This window comes from Clostridium sp. NkU-1, assembly GCA_001312405.1.
Map to the genome: position 1 here is coordinate 65,849 of BBDR01000010.1, position 19,945 is coordinate 85,793.

Sequence of the window (19,945 nt, forward strand, 5' to 3'; positions counted from 1 at the left end):
AAAAGATTATTATGTTAAAAAAAGTTAACGTCTCTCGCAACTGCATTTCTACTACTGTTCAGCCTTACTGCCTGCAGCGGAAAGACTCCGGTTCAGACCTCTGCCGCTGTAAGTGAAGCTGAGGCAAACATGATTCTGGTAGGCGGATTTCTAAGTATTGGTGCCGTCAACCTGCTGGAAGCTGACGAAGCCGGCACCTCTCTTAACCAGTATAACTGGACCCTTGCCACTGCTCCTGACGAGGCCAGCGCCAAGCTGTTGTCAGGGGAGGCTGATATTGCAGCAGTCCCTACCAATATGGCTGCTACCCTTTACAACAAGTCTGAGGGGAAGGTGGTGATCGTGGCTGTCAACACCCTGGGCGTCACAAAGCTGATGAGCACCGATGACTCCATCAAAATTCTTGATGATTTAAAAGGCAAAACAGTATATGGAAGCGGACAAGGTTCCATTCCGGAATACACCTTTGATTACGTGCTGCGTCAGAACGGAATTGAACCGGGTGTGGATGTGACCGTTGAATACAAACCAGGGCATGAAGAGGTATCTGCCCAGATGTCGGCAGGCAATATTGAAATCGCCACCATCCCCATGCCTTCCGCAGCACAGGTGGCCGCCAACAATCAAAATGCCCATGTGATACTGGATTTGACAGATGAATGGAACAAGCTGGGTACCAAAGCCCTTATCTCCCAGGGCTGTGTTGTAGTCCGGCGTGATCTTATTGAAAAACGGCCTGAGGTTTTAAAAAAACTTTCTGACAGATTATGAGTCTTCCTGTAAGGCCGTTCATTCTGATCTGGAAAAAACATCTGAATTATGCGAAAAATTTGGAGTATTGAAAAAGCCCATAGCCATGAAAGCCATACCAGAATCCCATCAGGTATACATTGTTGGCCAGGAAATGAAGGATGGCCTGGAGCCTTTCTTTGAAGTTTTATTTGAAGCTAATCCAAAATCTGTAGGCGGAGTTCTTCCGGCGGAAGACTTCTACTACCTTCCATAGCCTATGAAAGGCCTGTTTCGGCAAATTGCCGTTTTGTTATTCTGGCTGGGGATGTGGCAGCTTCTCTACATAGCTGTCGGACAAGCCGTGCTTGTGGCCGCACCGGCTCACGTCATATCCAACCTGTTGGATATGATGAAGACCAGAGACTTTTATATTACTGTAATTCATACGCTGCGCAACATAGTTGCAGGCTTTTCCAGTGCGATGCTAATTGGCATCGCACTGGCTGTATTTACCTATGCCATACCTGTGGCACGGATTCTTATTCCTCCTTTCATCTCAGTGATGAAGGCAACACCGGTGGCTTCCTTCATTATTTTAGCCCTGGTATTTATGAAATCGAAAAACCTGCCCATTCTGGTATCATTTTTAATGGTCATGCCGCTTGTATGGGGAAACATGACAGAAGCACTCCTTGCGGTGGACAGTAATTTACTTGAAATGTCCCGGATGTTTCAAGTCCCCTTTTTATCCCAGCTGCGCCGCATTTACCTTCCCAGCTCCATTCCCTATTTCCTGGCTGCGTTTCAAACCGGATTTGGCTATGCCTGGAAATCAGCCATAACCGCTGAGGTCATGTCTTCCCCCATGCTGACCATCGGCCGCAACATGCTGATGCAAAGGTTTATCTTGATACATTGAACTTATTTAGCTGGACCCTGGTGGTGATCCTGCTCAGCATTGTTACTGAAAAACTGGCTGCCGGCGGAATCCGGCTGTGGCTGAACCGGCACTTTCCGCCGTTACATACAGAAGGAATAAGCTCCTATGATTGAATGCAAAAAAATATCCAAAGCTTTTGGAAAAACAATAGTATTGAAAGATTTTGATTATATTGTGGGGGAAACCGGGCTATATACTGTGACGGGCCCATCCGGCCGCGGAAAGACCACACTTGCCCGCCTGATCATGGGATTGGAGAGACCTGATTCAGGAGAGATCCTGTATAAGGAGGGGATCCGCATTTCCCCGGTCTTCCCGGAAAACCGTTTGATTCCCACTCTGACATGCCTTGAAAACGTGGAATATGCGGCAAAGGACAAAGCTAAAAGCCAGGAAATGCTCCATCATCTAAAGCTGGCCGGATGGGAAGATGCCTATCCAGGCCAATTATCCAGCGGAATGAAACGCCGGGTGGCTCTGGCCCGTGCACTGGCTTACGAAGGGAATATTTTAATTCTGGATGAACCCTTTGCAGGCTTGGATGCAGCATTAAAAAGCTATGTACTTGAGCTTTTGCTTGACCATGGAAAAACCATGCCGGTCCTGCTGTTTTCACACGAAGTTGCCCTTGTTAAACCTGTATCCCATCATTTTTGGACTTGCAGATGCTTCCAAAATCCTATTGAAAAGGAGAATCCTATGTTTTTTACCTGTGCGGAAATTGATCATTTCATCGAGGAAGATGTGCCATATATGGACCTGACCAGCCACCTTCTGGGCCTTGCAGAACGGCCGGGCACTATTACCTATTTTACCCGGGAAAGGGGGGTGGTGTGCGGTACGGAGGTGGTGGAGCAAATGTTCCGCCGGCTGGACATCCGGACAGAGGAAATCATTGCCTCAGGAGAAAGGATGGAAGCCGGATGTGTGCTGATATCAGGCTCAGGCTCTGCCAGACAGCTTCATACCGTTTGGAAGGCTGCCCAAAATGTACTGGATCACTGCAGCGGAATCGCTACGAAAACCCGGAACATGGTGGATGCGGTCCAAAGCGTAAATAAAAACATGATGGTCCTGACCACACGCAAGAGCTTTCCAGGCGCTAAAAAGCTGAGCATTCACGCCATCCTTTCTGGCGGCGCCATACCTCACCGTCTGGGACTTTCTGAAACAGTGCTCATCTTTGAACAGCACGTTTCCATGCTCGGCGGATATGAAGAACTGAAAAAAATGCTCCCAGACATGAAAAAACAATGCCCTGAGAAAAAAATCCTCATCGAAACCAATGATCCCGAATCAGCAGGAGAATTCCTTTCCCTTGGAGCTGACGGGATACAGTTTGATAAAATGAGCCCAAAAGACATAAACCATGCCGCCGCATCGATCAAACAGCATTATCCCCAATCCATACTGCTGGCTGCAGGTGGGATTCATCCTGGAAATGCGATTGAATACGCAAATACCGGAGTTGACGGCATCGTCACCACAAGCCTTTATACCACTTCCCCCCTGGATATCGGCGTCAAAATCAGCATAAGGGATTGTTAAACAAAAGTCCCCCTGTACGAATGAGGAAATCAGTGTTACAATCAGATATTGAAATCCTTTAGGAGGTATCCTGTACATGAAAAAAATACTTATGCTTGGAACAGGGGGCACCATAGCCTGCAAGCGGAGCGACAGTGGCCTAAAGCCTCTCCTCACCACTGACGAAATCCTTTCCTATGTTCCGGAAGCGTCAGAATTCTGTCAGGCAGACAGCCTGCAGATACTCAACATAGACAGTACAAATATGCAGCCAGGCCACTGGCTTACCATGGCAAAGGCTATTGAAACCCATTATAAGGAGTACGATGGCTTTGTCATCTGCCACGGTACGGATACCATGGCTTATACGGCCTCTGCCCTTTCCTACCTGGTCCAGAATTCAGAAAAACCTATTGTCATCACCGGCGCACAAAGGCCCATTGACATGGAGAATACCGATGCCCGCACCAATTTATCAGACAGCCTCCGGTTTGCCAGCGAGTCTAAGGCCCATGGTGTTACCATTGCATTTGACGGCAAGGTCATTGCAGGCACCAGAGGAAAAAAAGAGCGTACCAAGAGCTACAATGCCTTCTCCAGCATCAACTTTCCTTATATTGCCGCCATTCAGGATGGACATGTGCTGTTTTACGTAGATGATAAGGCTTCCTGCCCCAGGCAGGTACAGTTTTTTCATAAGCTGAATCCTCATGTGGCATTAATGAAGCTGATTCCTTCCATGGGATCCGATGTTCTGGATTTTATGGCAGGGCATTATGATGCGGTGATCATAGAATCCTTTGGCGTGGGCGGTCTTCCCTCCTATGATACAGGTGATTTTTATAAGGCTGTTAAAAAATGGATCTCCCTTGGAAAAACCGTGGTCATGGCTACACAGGTGACCAATGAAGGCAGCGACATGTCCGTGTACGAAGTAGGACATTCCATAAAAAAAGAGCTGGGGCTTTTAGAGGCCTATGACATGACCTGGAAGCCACTGTGACAAAGCTCATGTGGATCCTGGGACAGAGCAGCGACAAAAAAAGAGATCCGGGATTTGTTTTACCGAACCATTAACAGAGATATTCTCTGGCAGGCATAAAAATACGGCGCCGCAAATCAGATGAGCGATCATCTTTGCAGCGCCTTCTTAATACATGTGTATTATGTCTTACCTTTTATTCCAGATAGGCAATCAGTTTCTGGCCATCTTCCGACACATCGATCACAATCACATTACCTGGCCGGACCTCATCCCCAAGGATGATCCTGGCCGCCAAGGTTTCCACGTGCTTTTGCAGGTAACGTTTCAGCGGACGGGCCCCGTATACCGGATCATAGCCCTGTTCCACCACAAACTCTTTTGCCTGGTCAGTCAGTTCCAGCTTTAATTCCTGATTTCCAATCCGTTTATTTAAGTCCGCAAGAAGCAGATCAATGATTCCTGCAATATTTTCCTTTTCAAGAGGCTTGAACAGGATTATTTCATCAAGACGGTTTAAAAATTCCGGTCGGAAATGGTTTCTTAAATCGTTCATTACCATTGCTTCCGCGTCTTCCCTGATCCTTCCGGCCTCATCAATGCCCGTCAGTAAATACTGGGAGCCGATATTGGAGGTCATAATGATGATGGTGTTTTTAAAGTCAACGGTTTTTCCGGAAGAATCTGTGATCCGTCCATCGTCAAGGACCTGAAGCAGTACATTAAATACATCGGGATGGGCTTTTTCCACCTCATCAAAGAGCACCACGGAATAGGGCTTTCTCCTGACTGCCTCTGTAAGCTGGCCGCCCTCATCATATCCCACATATCCTGGAGGGGCTCCGATCAGCCTGGATACGGAATGCTTTTCCATGTATTCGCTCATATCAATTCTGACAATGTTATTTTCATCGTCAAACAGGCTTTCTGCTAAAGCCTTGGCAAGCTCGGTCTTTCCCACGCCAGTAGGTCCTAAGAACAGAAAGGAGCCAATGGGCTTTGTAGGGTCCTTGATCCCTGCCTTGGAACGGATGATCGCCTCTGTAACCTTTAATACTGCCTCATCCTGGCCGATGACCCTCTTATGAAGCTCCGTATCAAGGTGAAGAGTCTTATTTCTTTCCCCTTCCGTCAGTCTGGCTACGGGAATTCCGGTCCACTTGGATACGATTCTGGAAATTTCCTCTTCTGTCACGCTCTCATGAACCAGGCTCAAATCCTGGTTCCTTACCCGCTCTTCCTCTTCTTCCAGTTCCTTTTGAAGCTGGGGAAGCTTTCCGTATTGCAGCTCAGCCGCACGGTTTAAATCGTATTTTTGCTGTGCTGCCTGGATCTCCCGGTTCATATTTTCAATTTCTTCCCGCAGGGCGGATAACCGTTCTACGGATGCCTTTTCATTTTCCCACTGGGCCTTCTGGGAAGCAAACTCGTCATGAAGCTCTGCCAGTTCCTTCTGAAGCTCTGCAAGACGGTCCTGGCTTAAACGGTCGGTTTCCTTCTTTAAGGCAGCCTCTTCAATCTCCATCTGCATAATACGCCTTGAAAGCTCATCAAGCTCTGCCGGCATGGAATCCAGTTCTGTCTTTATCATTGCACAGGCTTCATCCACTAAATCAATGGCCTTATCCGGCAGAAAACGCTCGCTGATATAGCGGGCAGACAAAGTCGCCGCCGACACCAGGCAGAGTCCGTGATCTTTACTCCATGGTAGACCTCATACCGCTCTTTCAGTCCCCTTAATATGGAAATGGTATCCTCCACCGTAGGTTCGTCGACCATTACCGGCTGGAACCGCCGTTCCAGGGCCTGATCCTTTTCAATATACTGGCGGTATTCATCTAGTGTGGTAGCACCGATGCAGTGAAGCTCGCCTCTTGCAAGCATGGGCTTTAACATATTGCCCGCATCCATGGAACCTTCTGTCTTGCCTGCGCCTACAATGGTATGAAGCTCGTCAATAAACAGAATGATCTGGCCGTCGCTCTTCTTCACTTCATCAAGAACTGCCTTTAAACGTTCCTCAAATTCTCCCCGGTACTTGGCGCCTGCCACCAGCGCTCCCATATCAAGGGCAAACAGTTTTTTATCCTTTAATCCATCGGGCACATCACCCGTACAATCCTTTGGGCCAGGCCTTCTACTACGGCAGTCTTACCAACTCCAGGCTCACCGATCAGGACCGGATTGTTCTTCGTCTTTCTGGAAAGGATCCGCACCACATTCCGGATCTCGCTGTCCCGTCCGATCACCGGGTCCAGCTTCTGGTCCCTGGCCCGCTCCACCATATCATAGCCGTATTTGGTAAGGGTATCATAGGTGGCCTCCGGGTTGTCATTGACAACCCGCTGGTTTCCTCTTACCGTGGAAAGGGCCTGTAAAAAGCTTTCCTTGGTTATGCCATAGCTCCGGAACAGTTCCTTTACTGCCTTAGATGGCTGCTTTAACATGGCTAAAAACAGATGCTCTACGGAAACGTATTCATCGCCCATGACCTTTGCCTCATCCTCGGCGCTTATTAAGACCTTATTTAATTCATTGCTGATATAAAGCTGCCCTCCCCTGACCTTGGGAAGTTTTTCAATTGCCTGAGCTGTTTCATTTAAAAACTGCTCTTTTTGTATATTCATCTTGGTAATGAGTTTCAAAATCAGGCTGTCTTCTATAGTGAGAAGACTGTACAGCATGTGTTCCTGTTCTATTTGCTGGTTTCCATACTCATATGCAAGTTTTTCGCAATTCTGGACGGCTTCCACAGATTTTTGCGTAAATTTATTGATGTTCATAATAGCTCCTCCTTTTTCTCCGAATATGTAAAAATATTGCTTCACTTGTTCTATATGTAATATAACAAATAGTTTTTCGTGTGTCAAGATATTTTTCTCCGAAGTCCAACAAATTTTCAAACAAAAATCTTACAGTTTTCTTCCCTGCATTGTGTTTCCCTGTTTCCTCTGGTATTATTTTAACCCAAATTCCTATGGCCTACTCGGACTTATGGCTGTAAGCCGGGTTGTTGATGGCTCTTATGTGGATACAAACGGGCGCATGAATGAAATCAGGTAGTTCGCTGAATGAATATGCAGGCATATTCATCCGGCTCATTGCCAGCAAAAAAGAGCAGTGCTGCTTAAGAAACAGACACTGCTCTTTTTTCTATTCCCCGAAATCTCCAGCCAAATAAAACAGCACGGAAAATCCAGTCAATAAACATTCCATACCATACGCCCATTACGCCTGTATTCATCACACGGACAAAGAAATAAGCAAAGGCGATCCGGAACAGCCACATGGAGAATATGGACACTACCATGGTAAATTTGGCATCCATGGAGGCTCTCAGGGCATAAGGTACGGTAAAGGCCAGAGGCCATACGATCATGGCATAGCTGTGGACCACCACCATCCGGGCGGATATTTCTGCCGCCTCCCCCGAAAGGTTGTAGACAGAAGCAAGCTGGTCTGAAAATACGGCCATAATCGTACACAGCAAAAGAAGGATTCCATAATTAGCCCCAACCAAAAGCCTGGTATACCGCTTTGCCTCTTCTTTCTTTCCTGCTCCCACACATTGCCCGACAATGGTGATCAGGCCAAGGCCTATGGCGTTGCCGGGCAGATACAGCAGGGTCACCAGATTGGAAGCCACTGCAAAGCTTGCGATGGCCGCCGTGCCCAGGGAAGAAACAAGGCTTTGCAAAGCAAGCTTTCCAAACTGGAACATGCCGTTTTCCAATCCGTTTGGAATGCCGATGGACAGTATATTCTTAATCATCGGAAGGTTGGGCTTAAGCTCTTCCAGACGGTTGATTCTCACAACATTGCCGGGATTTTGAATCATGAAGAGCATCAGCACCGCGGCAGCGATCCGGCTGAACAGGGTGGGCCAGGCAAGGCCGGCCACCCCCATATGAAGACCGTATACGCAGATTGCATTTCCCACAACATTCACGGTATTTATCACCAGGGAAACTGCCATGGAAGCTTTGGAGTTTCCCATGGAGCGGAATAAGGCCGCACAGGAATTATAGACTGCAACAAAGGGATAGGACAGGGCCGTGATCCAGAAATAAACCACAGCAGCGCTCATGACCGCCTCATCCACATTGCCGAAAATAACCTTTAACAGGCTTCCTCTGCCTGCCAGTGCAATAAGGGTAATAAGAACCGAAAGTACGGTGGTGACTCCAATGAGCTGTCCTGCTGCCTTGCAGGCATTCTCTGACTGCTTTTTCCCAAGATACTGCTGATATGACTGCCCCTCCGGTAGCCAATGCCGACAGCATCTGAATAATCAGAATGTTGATGGATTCCACCAGGGAAACTCCGGAAACAGATGCCTCTCCCACTGCCGCCGCCATCACGACATTCACCATTCCTACCAGAACGATCAATATCTGTTCCACGATCAAAGGGGCAAGCAGCTTCATCAAATCTTTTCTAGTAAACATATATGTTCCTCTTATTATGCCTCAAACGGATAACGGATTCCCCACTGTCTTCTTAACTCATCCATGACCTTCATAATGTCCAGGATGGTCTTATGGGGCATTTGGGGACACTCTGTCCAGCCATTTCTGATGGCTTCCCCGCAGGCTTCAATCTGGTACTCATATCCGGATATCTGTTCCGGCCTGATATGGGTTTCAATCAGCTGCCTGTTTGCATCATAAACCTTGATGGACTCAAAATTATTGACATTCTCGACTACAAGGTATCCCCTGGTTCCGTATATGATTCCCAAGCGGTCAGAGAGCACCCGCAGGGAACTGTTTAAGATTGCCATCTTTTCTCCCGGATAGCATAAGGTAATGCTGTTCTGGGCATCTACCCCGCTGTCTGTTTTAATTACGCTGGACTGGATATCTGTGATCTCATCGCCAAAGACAATGGAAGCGAAATTAAGTGTGTACACCCCAACATCAAGAAGGGCTCCCCCTGCAAGCTCCGGTTTCATAAGGCGGGGCTTGTCAGCAATCAGATAACAGAGATTTGCCGTAAGGGTCATAGGCTCTCCGATAATGCCTGAGTTTAAAACCTCTTTCAGGGTCTTTGCCATGGGCATGTAACGCACCCACATGGCTTCCGTTATCATGAGACTTTTTTTCCTTTGCCAGTCCGGTCATCTCCTTCGCCTGGGCATAGTTGGCGGCAAAGGCCTTTTCACAGAGAACATGCTTTCCATTCTCCAGGCACAGCTTAGCATTGCTGTAATGTTCGGAATGAGGTGTGGCAATATAGATCAACTGAATATCCGGGTCCTTTGCAAGTTCCTCATAAGAGCCATAAGCCCTTTCTAGGGAAAAACGCGCCGCAAATTCTTCCGCTTTTTCCAGACTTCTGGAGGCAGCTCCCATCAGAACTGCCTGCGGCATCTGAAGCATTGTATCTGCCAGTATGGAGGCGATTCCGCCAGTTCCCATGATTCCGATTTTTAACGCTTCCATGTCTCAAACCTCCGTACATTTATTTTCCTGTTCAGTATAGCATACCAAAACAGTCTGTACAATTTATTCTTTTGGAATGTCGGAAGGGGCAGTCCCTCTGCATTCCTGCTCCATTTTTTTGAACCAGCTCAATAAATGCCTTCATCTCCCTGCTGATCCATTTATCCCTGTGATAGACCATCTGTCTCCAGGTCTGCAGGTGAAAATCCTTCATTTTGAGAGGCGTTAAAATTCCCTCCTCAATATCCCTGCAAATGGTGAACTCCGGCAGAAAAGAAATTCCCGCATTGCTGCGAAGAAGCTTGATGATGAATTCCGTATTGCCGATTTCCAGAAAGGGATGAACCTTTTTTCCGTAAGCTGCCAAGTACTGTTCCAGCATAAGCCGGTAACTGGCATCCTTTTCCGTAAGGATCATTGGCTGTGAAATGACCTGATCAATGGTAAGACCTGTCTCCATTCCAAAAGGATGGTTCTTTGAAGCGGCAAAAATAATGTCTTCAGGCTCTTCCATCACCTTTACCCATTTTGAATCATACATGCGTTTATCAAGGAAATACACCAGGTCAATGGTATTATGGTTCATCATGGTAAGAAGGGCCCCAGGGGAATCCACCACAATGCTTACGTTGACCTGGGGATAAAGGCGGTGGAACTCCTGTATGAGAGGCGGAAATAAGGTGGAACAGATGGATTCTATGGTCCCGATCACCAGCCTGCCCGTAAGCTCCGAAGATACGGATAAAATGTTTTTTGCATGGTTTAAGTTCTTCACCACATCAGCCGCATATTCATAAAAAGTTTCCCCCTCATGGGTCAGGGTCGTCTGCTTCCCGATCCTGTCAAACAAATGGACATTTAATTCCTTTTCCAGCTGCTTGATCTGTACGGTGACCGCGGCCTGGGAATAACCCAGCTTCTCAGCCGCCCTACAAAAGCTTTTCCTGTTCGCTACTTCTAAAAATGTCTTTATTTCCCGAAGCTCCATCATTAAAACTCCTTTCTTTAACCAATTTAAAAATATTAAACGTTATCTTAAAAACATTAAATTTTACATCCATGTTTTTATATGGTACATTATAAACGAAGAGAAATCAATGCTTATTAACAGGCTGTTTTCGGAAAATTAATAACAATTTCAGAAAGGAATTGATGTTCATATGGAGAAGGCAAGTAATAAATACCGTGCCTATGTGCAGATATTAAAAGAAGAGCTGGTTCCAGCCATGGGATGCACCGAACCGGTGGCCCTGGCTTATGCAGCCGCAGTTGCCAGAAAAACACTGGGGGAAATGCCTGACAAAGTGGTGGTGGGCGCCAGCGGAAGCATTATTAAGAACGTGAAATCCGTGATCGTTCCCAATACAGGCCATTTAAAAGGCATTCCTGCGGCAGTTGCGGCAGGGATTGTGGCGGGGAATCCGGAAAGAGAGCTGGAGGTCATTGCAGAGGTCTCGCCGGAGCAGATGATACAGATGAGAGATTTTATGAAGGAAAAGGAGATCACGGTAGAACACCTGGACCAGGGGATTAATTTTGACATCCTTGTTACCCTTTATAAGGGTGCTTCCTTCAGCAGAGTGCGCATTGCCAATTACCATACCAACATCGTTCTCATTGAAAAGGATGGAACCATACTAAAGTACAAGGAAACTGCTTTAGAAGAGGAACCTCTGACTGACCGGAACTTGCTTAATATGGAGGATATCTGGGATTTTATCAATACCGTGGACATCGACCACATCCGTGATATCCTGGACCGGCAGATCCGGTACAACTGGGCCATTGCCGAAGAAGGGCTTAAGGAAAACTATGGAGCCAATATCGGCAAGGTACTCCTTAATAATTCCGGAAATGACCTGTCCGTTAAGGCAAAAGCAATGGCGGCGGCAGCTTCCGATGCCCGCATGAACGGCTGCGAACTGCCGGTGGTTATCAATTCCGGAAGCGGAAATCAGGGGATCACCGTTTCCGTGCCTGTCATCGTATATGCAAGGGCATTAAAGGTCAGTGATGAAAAATGTACCGTGCCTTGGCCCTATCCAATCTGGCCGCCATTCACCAGAAAACCCCCATCGGCAGATTGTCCGCCTATTGCGGTGCCGTCAATGCAGGAGCAGGGGCCGGAGCTGGAATTGCCTATCTCTGCGGAGGCGGCTATGAGGAAGTCACCCATACCATAGTCAATGCCCTGGCCATTGTTTCCGGGATTGTATGCGATGGGGCAAAATCCTCCTGCGCCGCAAAGATCGCCTCTTCCATTGAAGCCGGCATTTTGGGTTACAATATGTACATGCAGGGCCAGCAGTTCTTTGACGGCGACGGGATCGTCACCAAAGGAGTGGAAGCCACCCTTAGAAACGTTGGGAGACTGGGAAAAGAAGGGATGAGGGAAACCAACGAAGAAATTATCCGGATCATGATAGGGGGATAAAAAAGGACTGGGGTTGTTGCAAAAGTAAATTGAATAATCTGCCAGAGCAACACCCCCTTGTTTGCATTATAATGCAGATTCCGGGCATATCAAGCAGGGCTTCCCGCCGGAATTAGTGAAATGATAAACCAGTTGAGTTTTTAGTTTTAAAAAGCAGAAGTGCCTTTTACCTCACCGTTAGTCCAAATAATTTCCAACATCGTATTGGTTAATCTGTCTTTTGATCTTCACAATAATGGAACCATCATTCTGTGTTTGCTCACTAATGATTTTGTAAGCCGTTTTACTGCGGTCAATTTTTTCCTTATAATCTTCATATTCTGCCTTTACAGCCCTTACCGCTATATCTTGAGACATACCTTCTTTTAACTGGAAATGTACTGTCTGATTCAAACATGCATATTGATGCAGGTTTCTCCTTAGCATATGATTCACCCTCCAAATATCAGGATAAGTTACACAAACGCAAAAGAATAAAAAAGCACAGCCTGCTCCAACTGGACTTACGTTCCGCGAAGCAAATTGCACGTTATATGGTAATATTATAGCACATTTCACAAAACCGGTGTAATAGGTGATTTTGCTGAATTCCAAAATTTAAATATATATTTAGCTCCTCATATCATGCAGCTTTCGTAAGTGGTAGGTCACTTACCCTCAATTTCTTCTTTGATTTCCTGTTCTTGCAGTAGAGCCCTGTTGCATACATGAAATCATGATACTTGATGTCATTGCACGGTACCCCCTTAACCTTTATCAACTATATTTTTTTTATCAATCTTAAAAGGAGCTCCATATATTTCCCACTCAAGAGGTTTGTTTAAGGAGTAATTCTCTTCTTTTAAGAATTTCCTTTAAGCAATTGTTCTGTTTAAATCTTCATGGGCACTTTCAAGTTTCATAGGAAGGGCTGTTGAACAAATATTCCAACAGGTATTGTATCCGTTCCTCCGGCGTATCAGGCGATATTTTTTTGAATGTTGCGTGTATAATTCCTGGATATTTGTGGACAACGTATATCCAGGAAATGGGAAGCTGTTTTTTATAGCAATCATAAGTTTATATCAATGGGAAAATGGAAAAAGGCAGAGATTTGAGTAAAAAAAGGCCCCATTCCAGCATGGAATGGGGCGATAACATGTATCCATATTCTTTTTAGGAATCCTTTGCAGAGCTGAAAAGCACCGCAAATCCGGTATTTTTACGCCTCTTCATTCAGCTTGCTTAAGCGCACAGCCTGGTCTGCTGCAATGAGGGAATCCAGAAGCTCCTGAATGTCCCCATCCATAATGGAATCAATCTTATAAAGAGTAAGCTTGATCCTGTGATCCGTTACACGGCCCTGAGGAAAATTATAGGTCCGGATCTTTTCGGAACGGTCTCCCGTACCGATCTGGCTTCTTCTTTCCTCTGCCTCTGAATTCTGCCTTTTCTCCAGCTCCAGGTCGTAAAGCTTGGAACGCAATAACCGAAAGGCCTTTTCCTTATTCTGAAGCTGTGACTTTTCTGTCTGGCTGTAAATCACGATTCCCGTAGGCATATGGGTCAGACGAACGGCTGAGTCGGTGGTATTTACACACTGTCCGCCGTTTCCGGAAGCACGCATAACGTCGATTCTCACATCCTTATCTTCGATCACTACATCAAACTCTTCTGCCTCAGGCATAACTGCCACGGTAGCTGTGGAGGTGTGGATTCTTCCTCCGCTCTCTGTCTCCGGCACCCGCTGTACCCGGTGAACGCCGCTTTCATATTTCATCTTGGAATAAGCGCCCTTGCCTGTAATCATGGCAACCACTTCTTTAAAACCGCCGATTCCGCTTTCGTTGACGCTGATCAGTTCTACCTTCCAATGATTGCTTTCCGCGTAATTGACATACATGCGGTAAAGCTGGGAAGCAAACAGGGCCGCTTCGTCACCGCCTGCTCCGGCGCGGATTTCCAGAATAATATTCTTATCGTCATTAGGGTCTTTAGGTAAAAGTAAGATCTTAAGCTCCTGCTCCAGCGCCTCGATCTGCTTCTTGGCATCGGATAATTCCTCTTTTGCCATCTCCCGCATCTCCTCGTCGCTTTCTTCCTCCAGAAGAGCCAGGCTGTCTTCCACGGTCTGCTTTGCTTTCTTATACTGGCTATAAGTCTCTACTAGGTCTGCCAGATCCGCCTGCTCCTTCATCAGCTTACGAAACCGGTTCTGATCCTCTATTACGGAAGGATTGTTTAGCTCCTGCATCAATTCTTCATAATGTATTAAAATATCATCTAATCTATCAAACATTGATAACCTCCTGAATTTCCGGGAAATGACTGCCATAAGTCTGCAGTGTCATTGCTTTCGTGCACAAATTACGCGGTCCAGCTCCGCCGCGTCCTTGACTACCCGGATTTCTTCAAAGCCGGAGTCCTTTAATAAATCGTTTACAGCCTCTCCCTGGTCATAGCCGATTTCAAAATAAACCGCTCCTCCATGGGCCAGATGATGGCGGCTTTCCAAAGCAAGCCTTCTGTAAAAATACAATCCGTCTTCCTTCCCGTCAAGGGCCAGCATGGGTTCGAAATCCCGGACTTCCGGCTGCAGTCCTTCTATTATTTTTGTTGGAATATAGGGGGATTTGACACGATCACATCAAATTTCTTCTGATCCTCTAATGAAGCAAATAAATCGCTTTCTATCAGTGTGATCTTTCCCTCTCCCAAAAGCTTTCCTGCATTCTTTTCCGCCACCTTAAGGGCTTCCCTGGAAATATCCACGGCAGTCACACGGTCTAATCCGCCAAGCTTTGCCAGACTGATGGCAATGCAGCCGCTTCCCGTACACATATCCAGCACTTCCGGTTTCTTTCCCTTATAATCCTTTAAGACCAGTTCCACCAGAGTTTCCGTATCCTGCCTTGGAATCAGCACATGTTCATTTACCGAAAACTCAAGCCCCATGAACTCCCGGCTTCCTGTAATCTGCTGGAGAGGGATTCTTTTTGAACGTTTCTCTATCATGGACCGGTATTCTGAAACGGCCTCCAGAGAAAAGTCCTCATCCGGAAGCCTCCTGTTCCTGTCTATAAGAAAATGCACCATATCTGTATGGAACGCCTCAAAAAGTAAGTATCTGGAATCAAGAGAGGCCTCTTCCACCCCTGCCTTTGACAGCTTCAACTCTCCTTCTTCCAACAAAATCTGTAATGTCAGACTCATGCTTTCTTCTCCGGAAAATTCTTGTTAAGAAATGCTCTCCAGTCAAACACAGCCTCAACAGAAGCAATGCCCACCTGGATCATATCATCGTCCGGCTCCTTGGTGGTCAACCCCTGCATCCACATGCCAGGACGGCTTAATAAATCCACCAGCTTTGAATCACTGCGTCCTGCCAGGCGCAAAAATTCATAAGATACTCCGGCGATCACCGGAATCAGTACGATCCTGCTGAGAACCCGAAGGGGCAGAGTTTCCACTCTCACCACCATGAAAAACAGAATACTGATGATCATAACAATCAGCAGAAAGCTGGTTCCGCAGCGTTTATGTTCCTTGGAACTGCTTCTGACATTATCCACAGTAAGCGGGAGGCCGTGCTCCAGGCAGTTGATGCACTTATGTTCTGCTCCATGATACATAAAGGTCCGCCGGATATCCTCCATGCGCGAAACCAGACCAATGTAAGCAATAAAAATTCCGATACGGAGCACACCTTCCAGAATGGCCATAACCGTCTGGGATTTAATATAATTTTTAAATATGTTGGCGAGAAACATGGGAAATACCATGAAAATCAGAATAGCCATTACCACGGAAAATGCCATGACCATGCTCATCAATGCCTTTTCCATCTTTTCTCCAAACAGCCGTTCCAACAGTTTTTCAAATCTGGAAGGCTCCAAATCCTCCTCATCGTCCTCAAAAAAGCTGGCCGAAAAGGTCAAAGCCCTCATACCTAACACCATGGAATCAACAAAGCTGAATATTCCTCTGATAAAAGGCAGGGAAAAAAGCTTCACCTTTTCTCCCATGCTAACATAATTATCTTTTTTTTACTTCAATGGTTCCGTCCGGCTTGCGGACTGCTGTGGCATACTCATCCCCGTTTTTCATCATAACGCCTTCAATCACGGCCTGTCCGCCGATTCCTGAATACTTCATACGCCAAACCACCTCTCTGTTTAAAATGGAAGCTTTACACTTGTTCAAATCCCAAAAAGGCTGAGCTAAAGTGTTTCCACCAAACTCAACCTTTTCTTTGCCCCTGATATAATAAGGAAGTTCCATGCGTCCAATGAGCACATAGAACGGCTGATTTCCTGAATTCATGAAGGAAGTCCGATTTACCTGGCGGCTCATCGAACAAATAATTTACTAAATTCAGGCTGCACAACCCTTGCCTTCAATAAGTAAATTATGCCTCAGCCTTAACGCCATATTTACGATTGAATTTATCAATACGTCCACGAGCGGAAGCAGCCTTCTGCTGACCGGTGTAGAATGAATGGCATTTAGAACAAACCTCTACGTGGATATCTTCCTTTGTAGAACCAGTTACGAATTCATTACCACAGTTGCAAACAACTTTTGCCTGATAGTAATTTGGATGGATTCCCTCTTTCATGATTTTCACCTCACATACTTTGATTTCTATTAAATCGCAGTCCGTAAACCGACTTTGTCTAATAAACAGCTTACATAGTATAACATAGAAATTTTTTTAATGCAAGTATTTATTTCTATAAAAAACCCGTATTCTCTAGAAAAAGCGCATTTTTTTGGAGGTTTCCACGAATTCCCTGTTGTTTCTTGTCCTTGAGAATAAGTCCAGTATTTTCTCCACAGCATCTTCCGGTTTCAGGGTATTGGTAGCCTTCCGGACGATGTCAACCGCTTCTGCTTCTTCCCTGGTAAGCAGCAGGTCATCCCTTCTGGTACCGGATTTAAGAATGTCAATGGCAGGGAAAATTCTCTTCTCAGACAGCTTCCGGTCGAGAACCAGTTCCATGTTGCCGGTACCCTTAAATTCCTCATAAATAACGTCATCCATACGGCTGCCCGTTTCCACAAGAGCGGTGGCAAGAACGGTTAAGCTGCCTCCCTCTCTCATATTTCTGGCTGCACCGAAGAAACGCTTGGGCATATGAAGGGCTGCCGGATCCAAACCGCCGGATAAGGTACGGCCGCTGGGAGCCACCGTTAAGTTATAAGCTCTTGCCAGACGGGTAATGCTGTCTAACAGGATCACCACATCCCGGCCATGCTCAACAAGGCGCTTGGCCCTTTCGATCACCATTTCCGATACTCTCTTATGGCGGTCCGGCAGCTCGTCAAAGGTGGAATAGAGCACTTCCACGTTATTTCCGGTAATGGATTCCTTAATATCTGTAACCTCCTCAGGACGCTCATCAATCAATAGAATCATGAGATGGATCTCCGGGTGGTTTACGGTTATGGCCTTTGCCACCTCCTTAAGCAGGGTGGTTTTACCTGCCTTTGGCGGGGATACGATCATACCTCTCTGCCCCTTTCCAATGGGAGCTAAAAGATCCAGGACACGCATGGCAGTGGTATTTTTCCCTCCATGTGTCTCCATATGAAGTCTTTCATCCGGGAATATCGGGATCATATTTTCAAAGTTAGGACGCGTTCCGCCGCACTGGTGGGGTAGCCGTTGATGTTCTTTACATATAGGAGGGCAGCAAACTTTTCCGCAGCCGTTTTCACTCTGCGGCTTCCGTGAATGATGTCTCCTGTTTTCATGTTAAACCGGCGGATCTGGGAAGGTGCCACATAGACGTCATTTTCACCTGGAAGATAGTTTTCACAGCGGATAAAGCCAAAGCCATCAGGCATGACCTCTAAAATTCCATGAGCCTCGATACCGCTGTCTAATTCCTGCAGTTCAGGACTTGGCTGAAAATCTCCTCTTGGCTCTTCCGTAATTGATTCCGGCCTTGCCTCATTTCTGGAAGAAGGCTCCGGGCTGTTTCCCTGTGAAGGACGGTAGCCTGAGGTCCTTTGCTGTCCTTCCGGACGATAGGAACGGACAACGGTCTTCCTTTGGTTTCCGCCCGTTGACTGCATCTGCTGATCCATATTCATCTGTCCCTGCTGGCTTGCCGTATCCGGCTGAGGCTGGGCCTGAGTCGTCGGCTGGGGCTGAGCGGCCGGCTGGGGCGTAACAGGCTTAGAAACCTCTTTTTTTTACTGCCTCCGCCTTCTCTGCTGAAACATTCCCCGGCGAAGCAGGAGGCTCCTCTCCCTTTTCGCAAAGTAAATCTATAATTTCAGCTTTTCGCATGGAGCTGCATCCCTTGATTCCCTGGGCTTTGGCGAGCTCCTTTAATTCTGCTAACGGCAATGTTTGTAATTTTTCACGCATATTATTCTCCTTCATGATTCCTTATAACAGTTGTTTCGTAATCTTGGGAATGCTTCACGATAGAATATCGCAACAGATGGCCGGAAATGTCATTCCGGCCCAAATCATGTTAAATCAGTCGTACGATACGCCTATTATATACCTTAATATTAAAAAAGAAAAGTTATTTTTTTCAGTTCCCTCAAGTGCTCTTTGATTTTAAGCTCATAGCCATTTTCCGTGGGATGGTAGAATGTCATACCTTCCATCCCATCCGGCAGATACTGCTGTTTCACATAATTTCCCGTATAATCATGGGCATAAAGATAGCCCTGCCCATGGCCCAGCTTCGCCGCTCCCTTATAATGGGAATCCTGTAAATGAACCGGTACAGGCATGGTTTTCTGGTTCCGCACCGTATCCAGTGCCTCAAACACCGCCATACAGGCCGCATTGCTCTTAGGTGCCGAAGCCACATAGGTGACCGCTTCCGCCAGAATGATCTGGGCTTCCGGAAGCCCGATCCTCTCCGCTGCCTGGGCTGCGGCCACTGCCACAACAAGAGCCTGGGGATCCGCATTTCCTACATCCTCTGCAGCGCAGATCATGATCCTTCTGGCAATGAACTTCATATCCTCTCCAGCATATAACATCCTTGCCAGATAGTAAACAGCCGCATCCGGATCCGATCCCCGCATGCTCTTTATAAAGGCGGATATGGTATCGTAATGATTATCCCCTGTCTTATCATAGCGCACCACCCGCTTTTGGATGCATTCCTCGGCCACCTGGAGACTGATATGGATTTTTCCATCTGACGGATCCCGGTCCGTGGTCATGACTCCAAGCTCTACCGCATTTAAAGCGGCCCTGGCATCTCCATTGGAAACATCCGCCAGAAATTCTTCCGCGTCCTCGTCAATCACTGCGTTATAGGAGCCCATTCCCTTCTCCCGGTCATATACTGCCCGGTGGATCAGTTTCCTGATATCCTCCTTTTCCAGGGACTTTAACTCAAATACCCTGGATCTGGAAAGAAGTGCGCCATTTACCTCAAAATAAGGATTTTCTGTGGTGGCTCCAATGAGAGTCAGGTCCCATCCTCCACAAATGGAAGAAGATAATCCTGCTGCCCTTTGTTAAAACGATGAATCTCATCCACGAACAAAATGGTCTTTTTGCCATACATTCCCAGGGAGTCCCTGGCTTCCTTTACGATCTCTTCCATGTCCTTTTTTTCCGGCTACCGTGGCGTTGATCTGCTTAAAATCCCCGCTGGTGGTATTGGCAATCACCCTTGCCAGGGTGGTTTTTCCGGTTCCCGGAGGGCCGTAGAAAATCACAGAACCCAGCTTGTCAGCCTTAATGGCCCGGTAAAGCAGTTTATCCCTGCCAATGATATGCTGCTGCCCCACTACCTCGTCAAGTGTTGACGGCCGAAGCTTGATGCAAGGGGGGACTCATTTTTCATGGTATTTTCCCTCATATAATCAAATAAATCCATTCTTATTCTCCCGTATCCTGAAATCCCTTGGAGAAGGACTTCTTG

The 19,945-nt window shown here is 46.8% G+C and carries 17 protein-coding genes and 6 pseudogenes; 7 read left to right on the top strand and 16 right to left on the bottom strand.

Annotated elements, in window-relative coordinates; all coding sequences use genetic code 11:
- Positions 1-129: 129 nt before the first annotated feature.
- The 6 genes and pseudogenes from JCM10519_RS15495 (at position 130) to JCM10519_RS15510 (ending at position 4,301) form a co-directional block, all read left to right on the top strand.
- Positions 130-771, top strand: coding sequence for a PhnD/SsuA/transferrin family substrate-binding protein (locus tag JCM10519_RS15495; RefSeq protein ID WP_054740251.1), 642 nt, complete (start codon positions 130-132; stop codon positions 769-771).
- Between the two features lie 67 nt (positions 772-838).
- Positions 839-1,006 (top strand): hypothetical protein, encoded by a 168-nt coding sequence (locus JCM10519_RS30595; protein WP_347844387.1) that lies wholly within the window; start codon positions 839-841, stop codon positions 1,004-1,006.
- A 33-nt stretch (positions 1,007-1,039) separates the two neighbouring features.
- Positions 1,040-1,651: an ABC transporter permease subunit gene (locus tag JCM10519_RS15500; RefSeq protein WP_347844388.1), complete on the top strand. Its 612-nt coding sequence runs from the start codon at positions 1,040-1,042 to the stop codon at positions 1,649-1,651.
- Positions 1,648-1,785: a hypothetical protein gene (locus JCM10519_RS30600; RefSeq protein ID WP_347844389.1), complete on the top strand. Its 138-nt coding sequence runs from the start codon at positions 1,648-1,650 to the stop codon at positions 1,783-1,785. Before JCM10519_RS15500 ends, JCM10519_RS30600 begins: the two co-directional genes overlap by 4 nt.
- Positions 1,778-3,220: a ModD protein gene (modD, locus tag JCM10519_RS30605; RefSeq protein WP_347844390.1), complete on the top strand. Its 1,443-nt coding sequence runs from the start codon at positions 1,778-1,780 to the stop codon at positions 3,218-3,220. The genes JCM10519_RS30600 and modD overlap by 8 nt, the downstream gene beginning before the upstream one ends.
- 76 nt (positions 3,221-3,296) lie before the next feature.
- A pseudogene (locus JCM10519_RS15510) lies at positions 3,297-4,301 on the top strand (asparaginase).
- 76 nt (positions 4,302-4,377) lie between these two features.
- Here the strand turns inward: JCM10519_RS15510 and JCM10519_RS30610 are convergent.
- From JCM10519_RS30610 to JCM10519_RS15530, 8 genes and pseudogenes are all read right to left on the bottom strand, one after another.
- Complete coding sequence (locus JCM10519_RS30610; RefSeq protein ID WP_347844437.1) at positions 4,378-5,748, bottom strand: AAA family ATPase; 1,371 nt, start codon at positions 5,746-5,748, stop codon at positions 4,378-4,380.
- A pseudogene (locus JCM10519_RS30615) lies at positions 5,682-6,245 on the bottom strand (AAA family ATPase). The gene JCM10519_RS30610 and the pseudogene JCM10519_RS30615 overlap by 67 nt, the downstream one beginning before the upstream one ends.
- A 26-nt stretch (positions 6,246-6,271) precedes the next feature.
- Positions 6,272-6,964, bottom strand: a complete 693-nt coding sequence (locus tag JCM10519_RS30620) for a Clp protease N-terminal domain-containing protein (protein ID WP_347844391.1) — start codon at positions 6,962-6,964, stop codon at positions 6,272-6,274.
- Between the two features lie 344 nt (positions 6,965-7,308).
- Positions 7,309-8,370, bottom strand: a complete 1,062-nt coding sequence (locus JCM10519_RS15520) for an MATE family efflux transporter (RefSeq protein ID WP_347844438.1) — start codon at positions 8,368-8,370, stop codon at positions 7,309-7,311.
- The gene (locus JCM10519_RS30625) at positions 8,276-8,629 is read right to left on the bottom strand and encodes a hypothetical protein (RefSeq protein WP_347844392.1); all 354 of its coding nucleotides are present in this window, start codon (positions 8,627-8,629) and stop codon (positions 8,276-8,278) included. Before JCM10519_RS30625 ends, JCM10519_RS15520 begins: the two co-directional genes overlap by 95 nt.
- A gap of 14 nt (positions 8,630-8,643) precedes the next feature.
- Positions 8,644-9,237: a hypothetical protein gene (locus JCM10519_RS30630; protein ID WP_347844393.1), complete on the bottom strand. Its 594-nt coding sequence runs from the start codon at positions 9,235-9,237 to the stop codon at positions 8,644-8,646.
- Positions 9,149-9,625 (bottom strand): Gfo/Idh/MocA family oxidoreductase, encoded by a 477-nt coding sequence (locus JCM10519_RS30635; RefSeq protein ID WP_347844394.1) that lies wholly within the window; start codon positions 9,623-9,625, stop codon positions 9,149-9,151. The genes JCM10519_RS30630 and JCM10519_RS30635 overlap by 89 nt, the downstream gene beginning before the upstream one ends.
- Before the next feature lie 31 nt (positions 9,626-9,656).
- Complete coding sequence (locus JCM10519_RS15530) at positions 9,657-10,616, bottom strand: LysR family transcriptional regulator (RefSeq protein WP_347844395.1); 960 nt, start codon at positions 10,614-10,616, stop codon at positions 9,657-9,659.
- A gap of 169 nt (positions 10,617-10,785) precedes the next feature.
- Here JCM10519_RS15530 and JCM10519_RS15535 point away from each other — a divergent pair.
- Positions 10,786-12,059 (top strand): annotated as a pseudogene (locus JCM10519_RS15535) (L-serine ammonia-lyase, iron-sulfur-dependent, subunit alpha).
- A 177-nt stretch (positions 12,060-12,236) separates the two neighbouring features.
- Here JCM10519_RS15535 and JCM10519_RS15540 read toward each other — a convergent pair.
- The 8 genes and pseudogenes from JCM10519_RS15540 to JCM10519_RS15570 form a co-directional block, all read right to left on the bottom strand.
- On the bottom strand, positions 12,237-12,485 hold the full coding sequence (locus JCM10519_RS15540) for a hypothetical protein (protein WP_054740255.1): 249 nt from the start codon (positions 12,483-12,485) through the stop codon (positions 12,237-12,239).
- A 775-nt stretch (positions 12,486-13,260) separates the two neighbouring features.
- Complete coding sequence (gene prfA, locus JCM10519_RS15545; RefSeq protein ID WP_054740257.1) at positions 13,261-14,337, bottom strand: peptide chain release factor 1; 1,077 nt, start codon at positions 14,335-14,337, stop codon at positions 13,261-13,263.
- 48 nt (positions 14,338-14,385) lie between these two features.
- Positions 14,386-14,607, bottom strand: a complete 222-nt coding sequence (locus tag JCM10519_RS30640; RefSeq protein WP_347844396.1) for a hypothetical protein — start codon at positions 14,605-14,607, stop codon at positions 14,386-14,388.
- 38 nt (positions 14,608-14,645) lie between these two features.
- On the bottom strand, positions 14,646-15,251 hold the full coding sequence (locus JCM10519_RS15550) for a HemK/PrmC family methyltransferase (RefSeq protein ID WP_347844397.1): 606 nt from the start codon (positions 15,249-15,251) through the stop codon (positions 14,646-14,648).
- Positions 15,248-16,193 (bottom strand): annotated as a pseudogene (locus JCM10519_RS15555) (DUF1385 domain-containing protein). The gene JCM10519_RS15550 and the pseudogene JCM10519_RS15555 overlap by 4 nt, the downstream one beginning before the upstream one ends.
- Positions 16,194-16,446: 253 nt before the next feature.
- On the bottom strand, positions 16,447-16,656 hold the full coding sequence (rpmE, locus tag JCM10519_RS15560) for a 50S ribosomal protein L31 (protein WP_013271164.1): 210 nt from the start codon (positions 16,654-16,656) through the stop codon (positions 16,447-16,449).
- Positions 16,657-16,791: 135 nt separating this feature from the next.
- Positions 16,792-18,417, bottom strand: a pseudogene (rho, locus tag JCM10519_RS15565) (transcription termination factor Rho).
- 149 nt (positions 18,418-18,566) lie between these two features.
- Positions 18,567-19,900, bottom strand: a pseudogene (locus JCM10519_RS15570) (replication-associated recombination protein A).
- Positions 19,901-19,945: the final 45 nt, after the last annotated feature.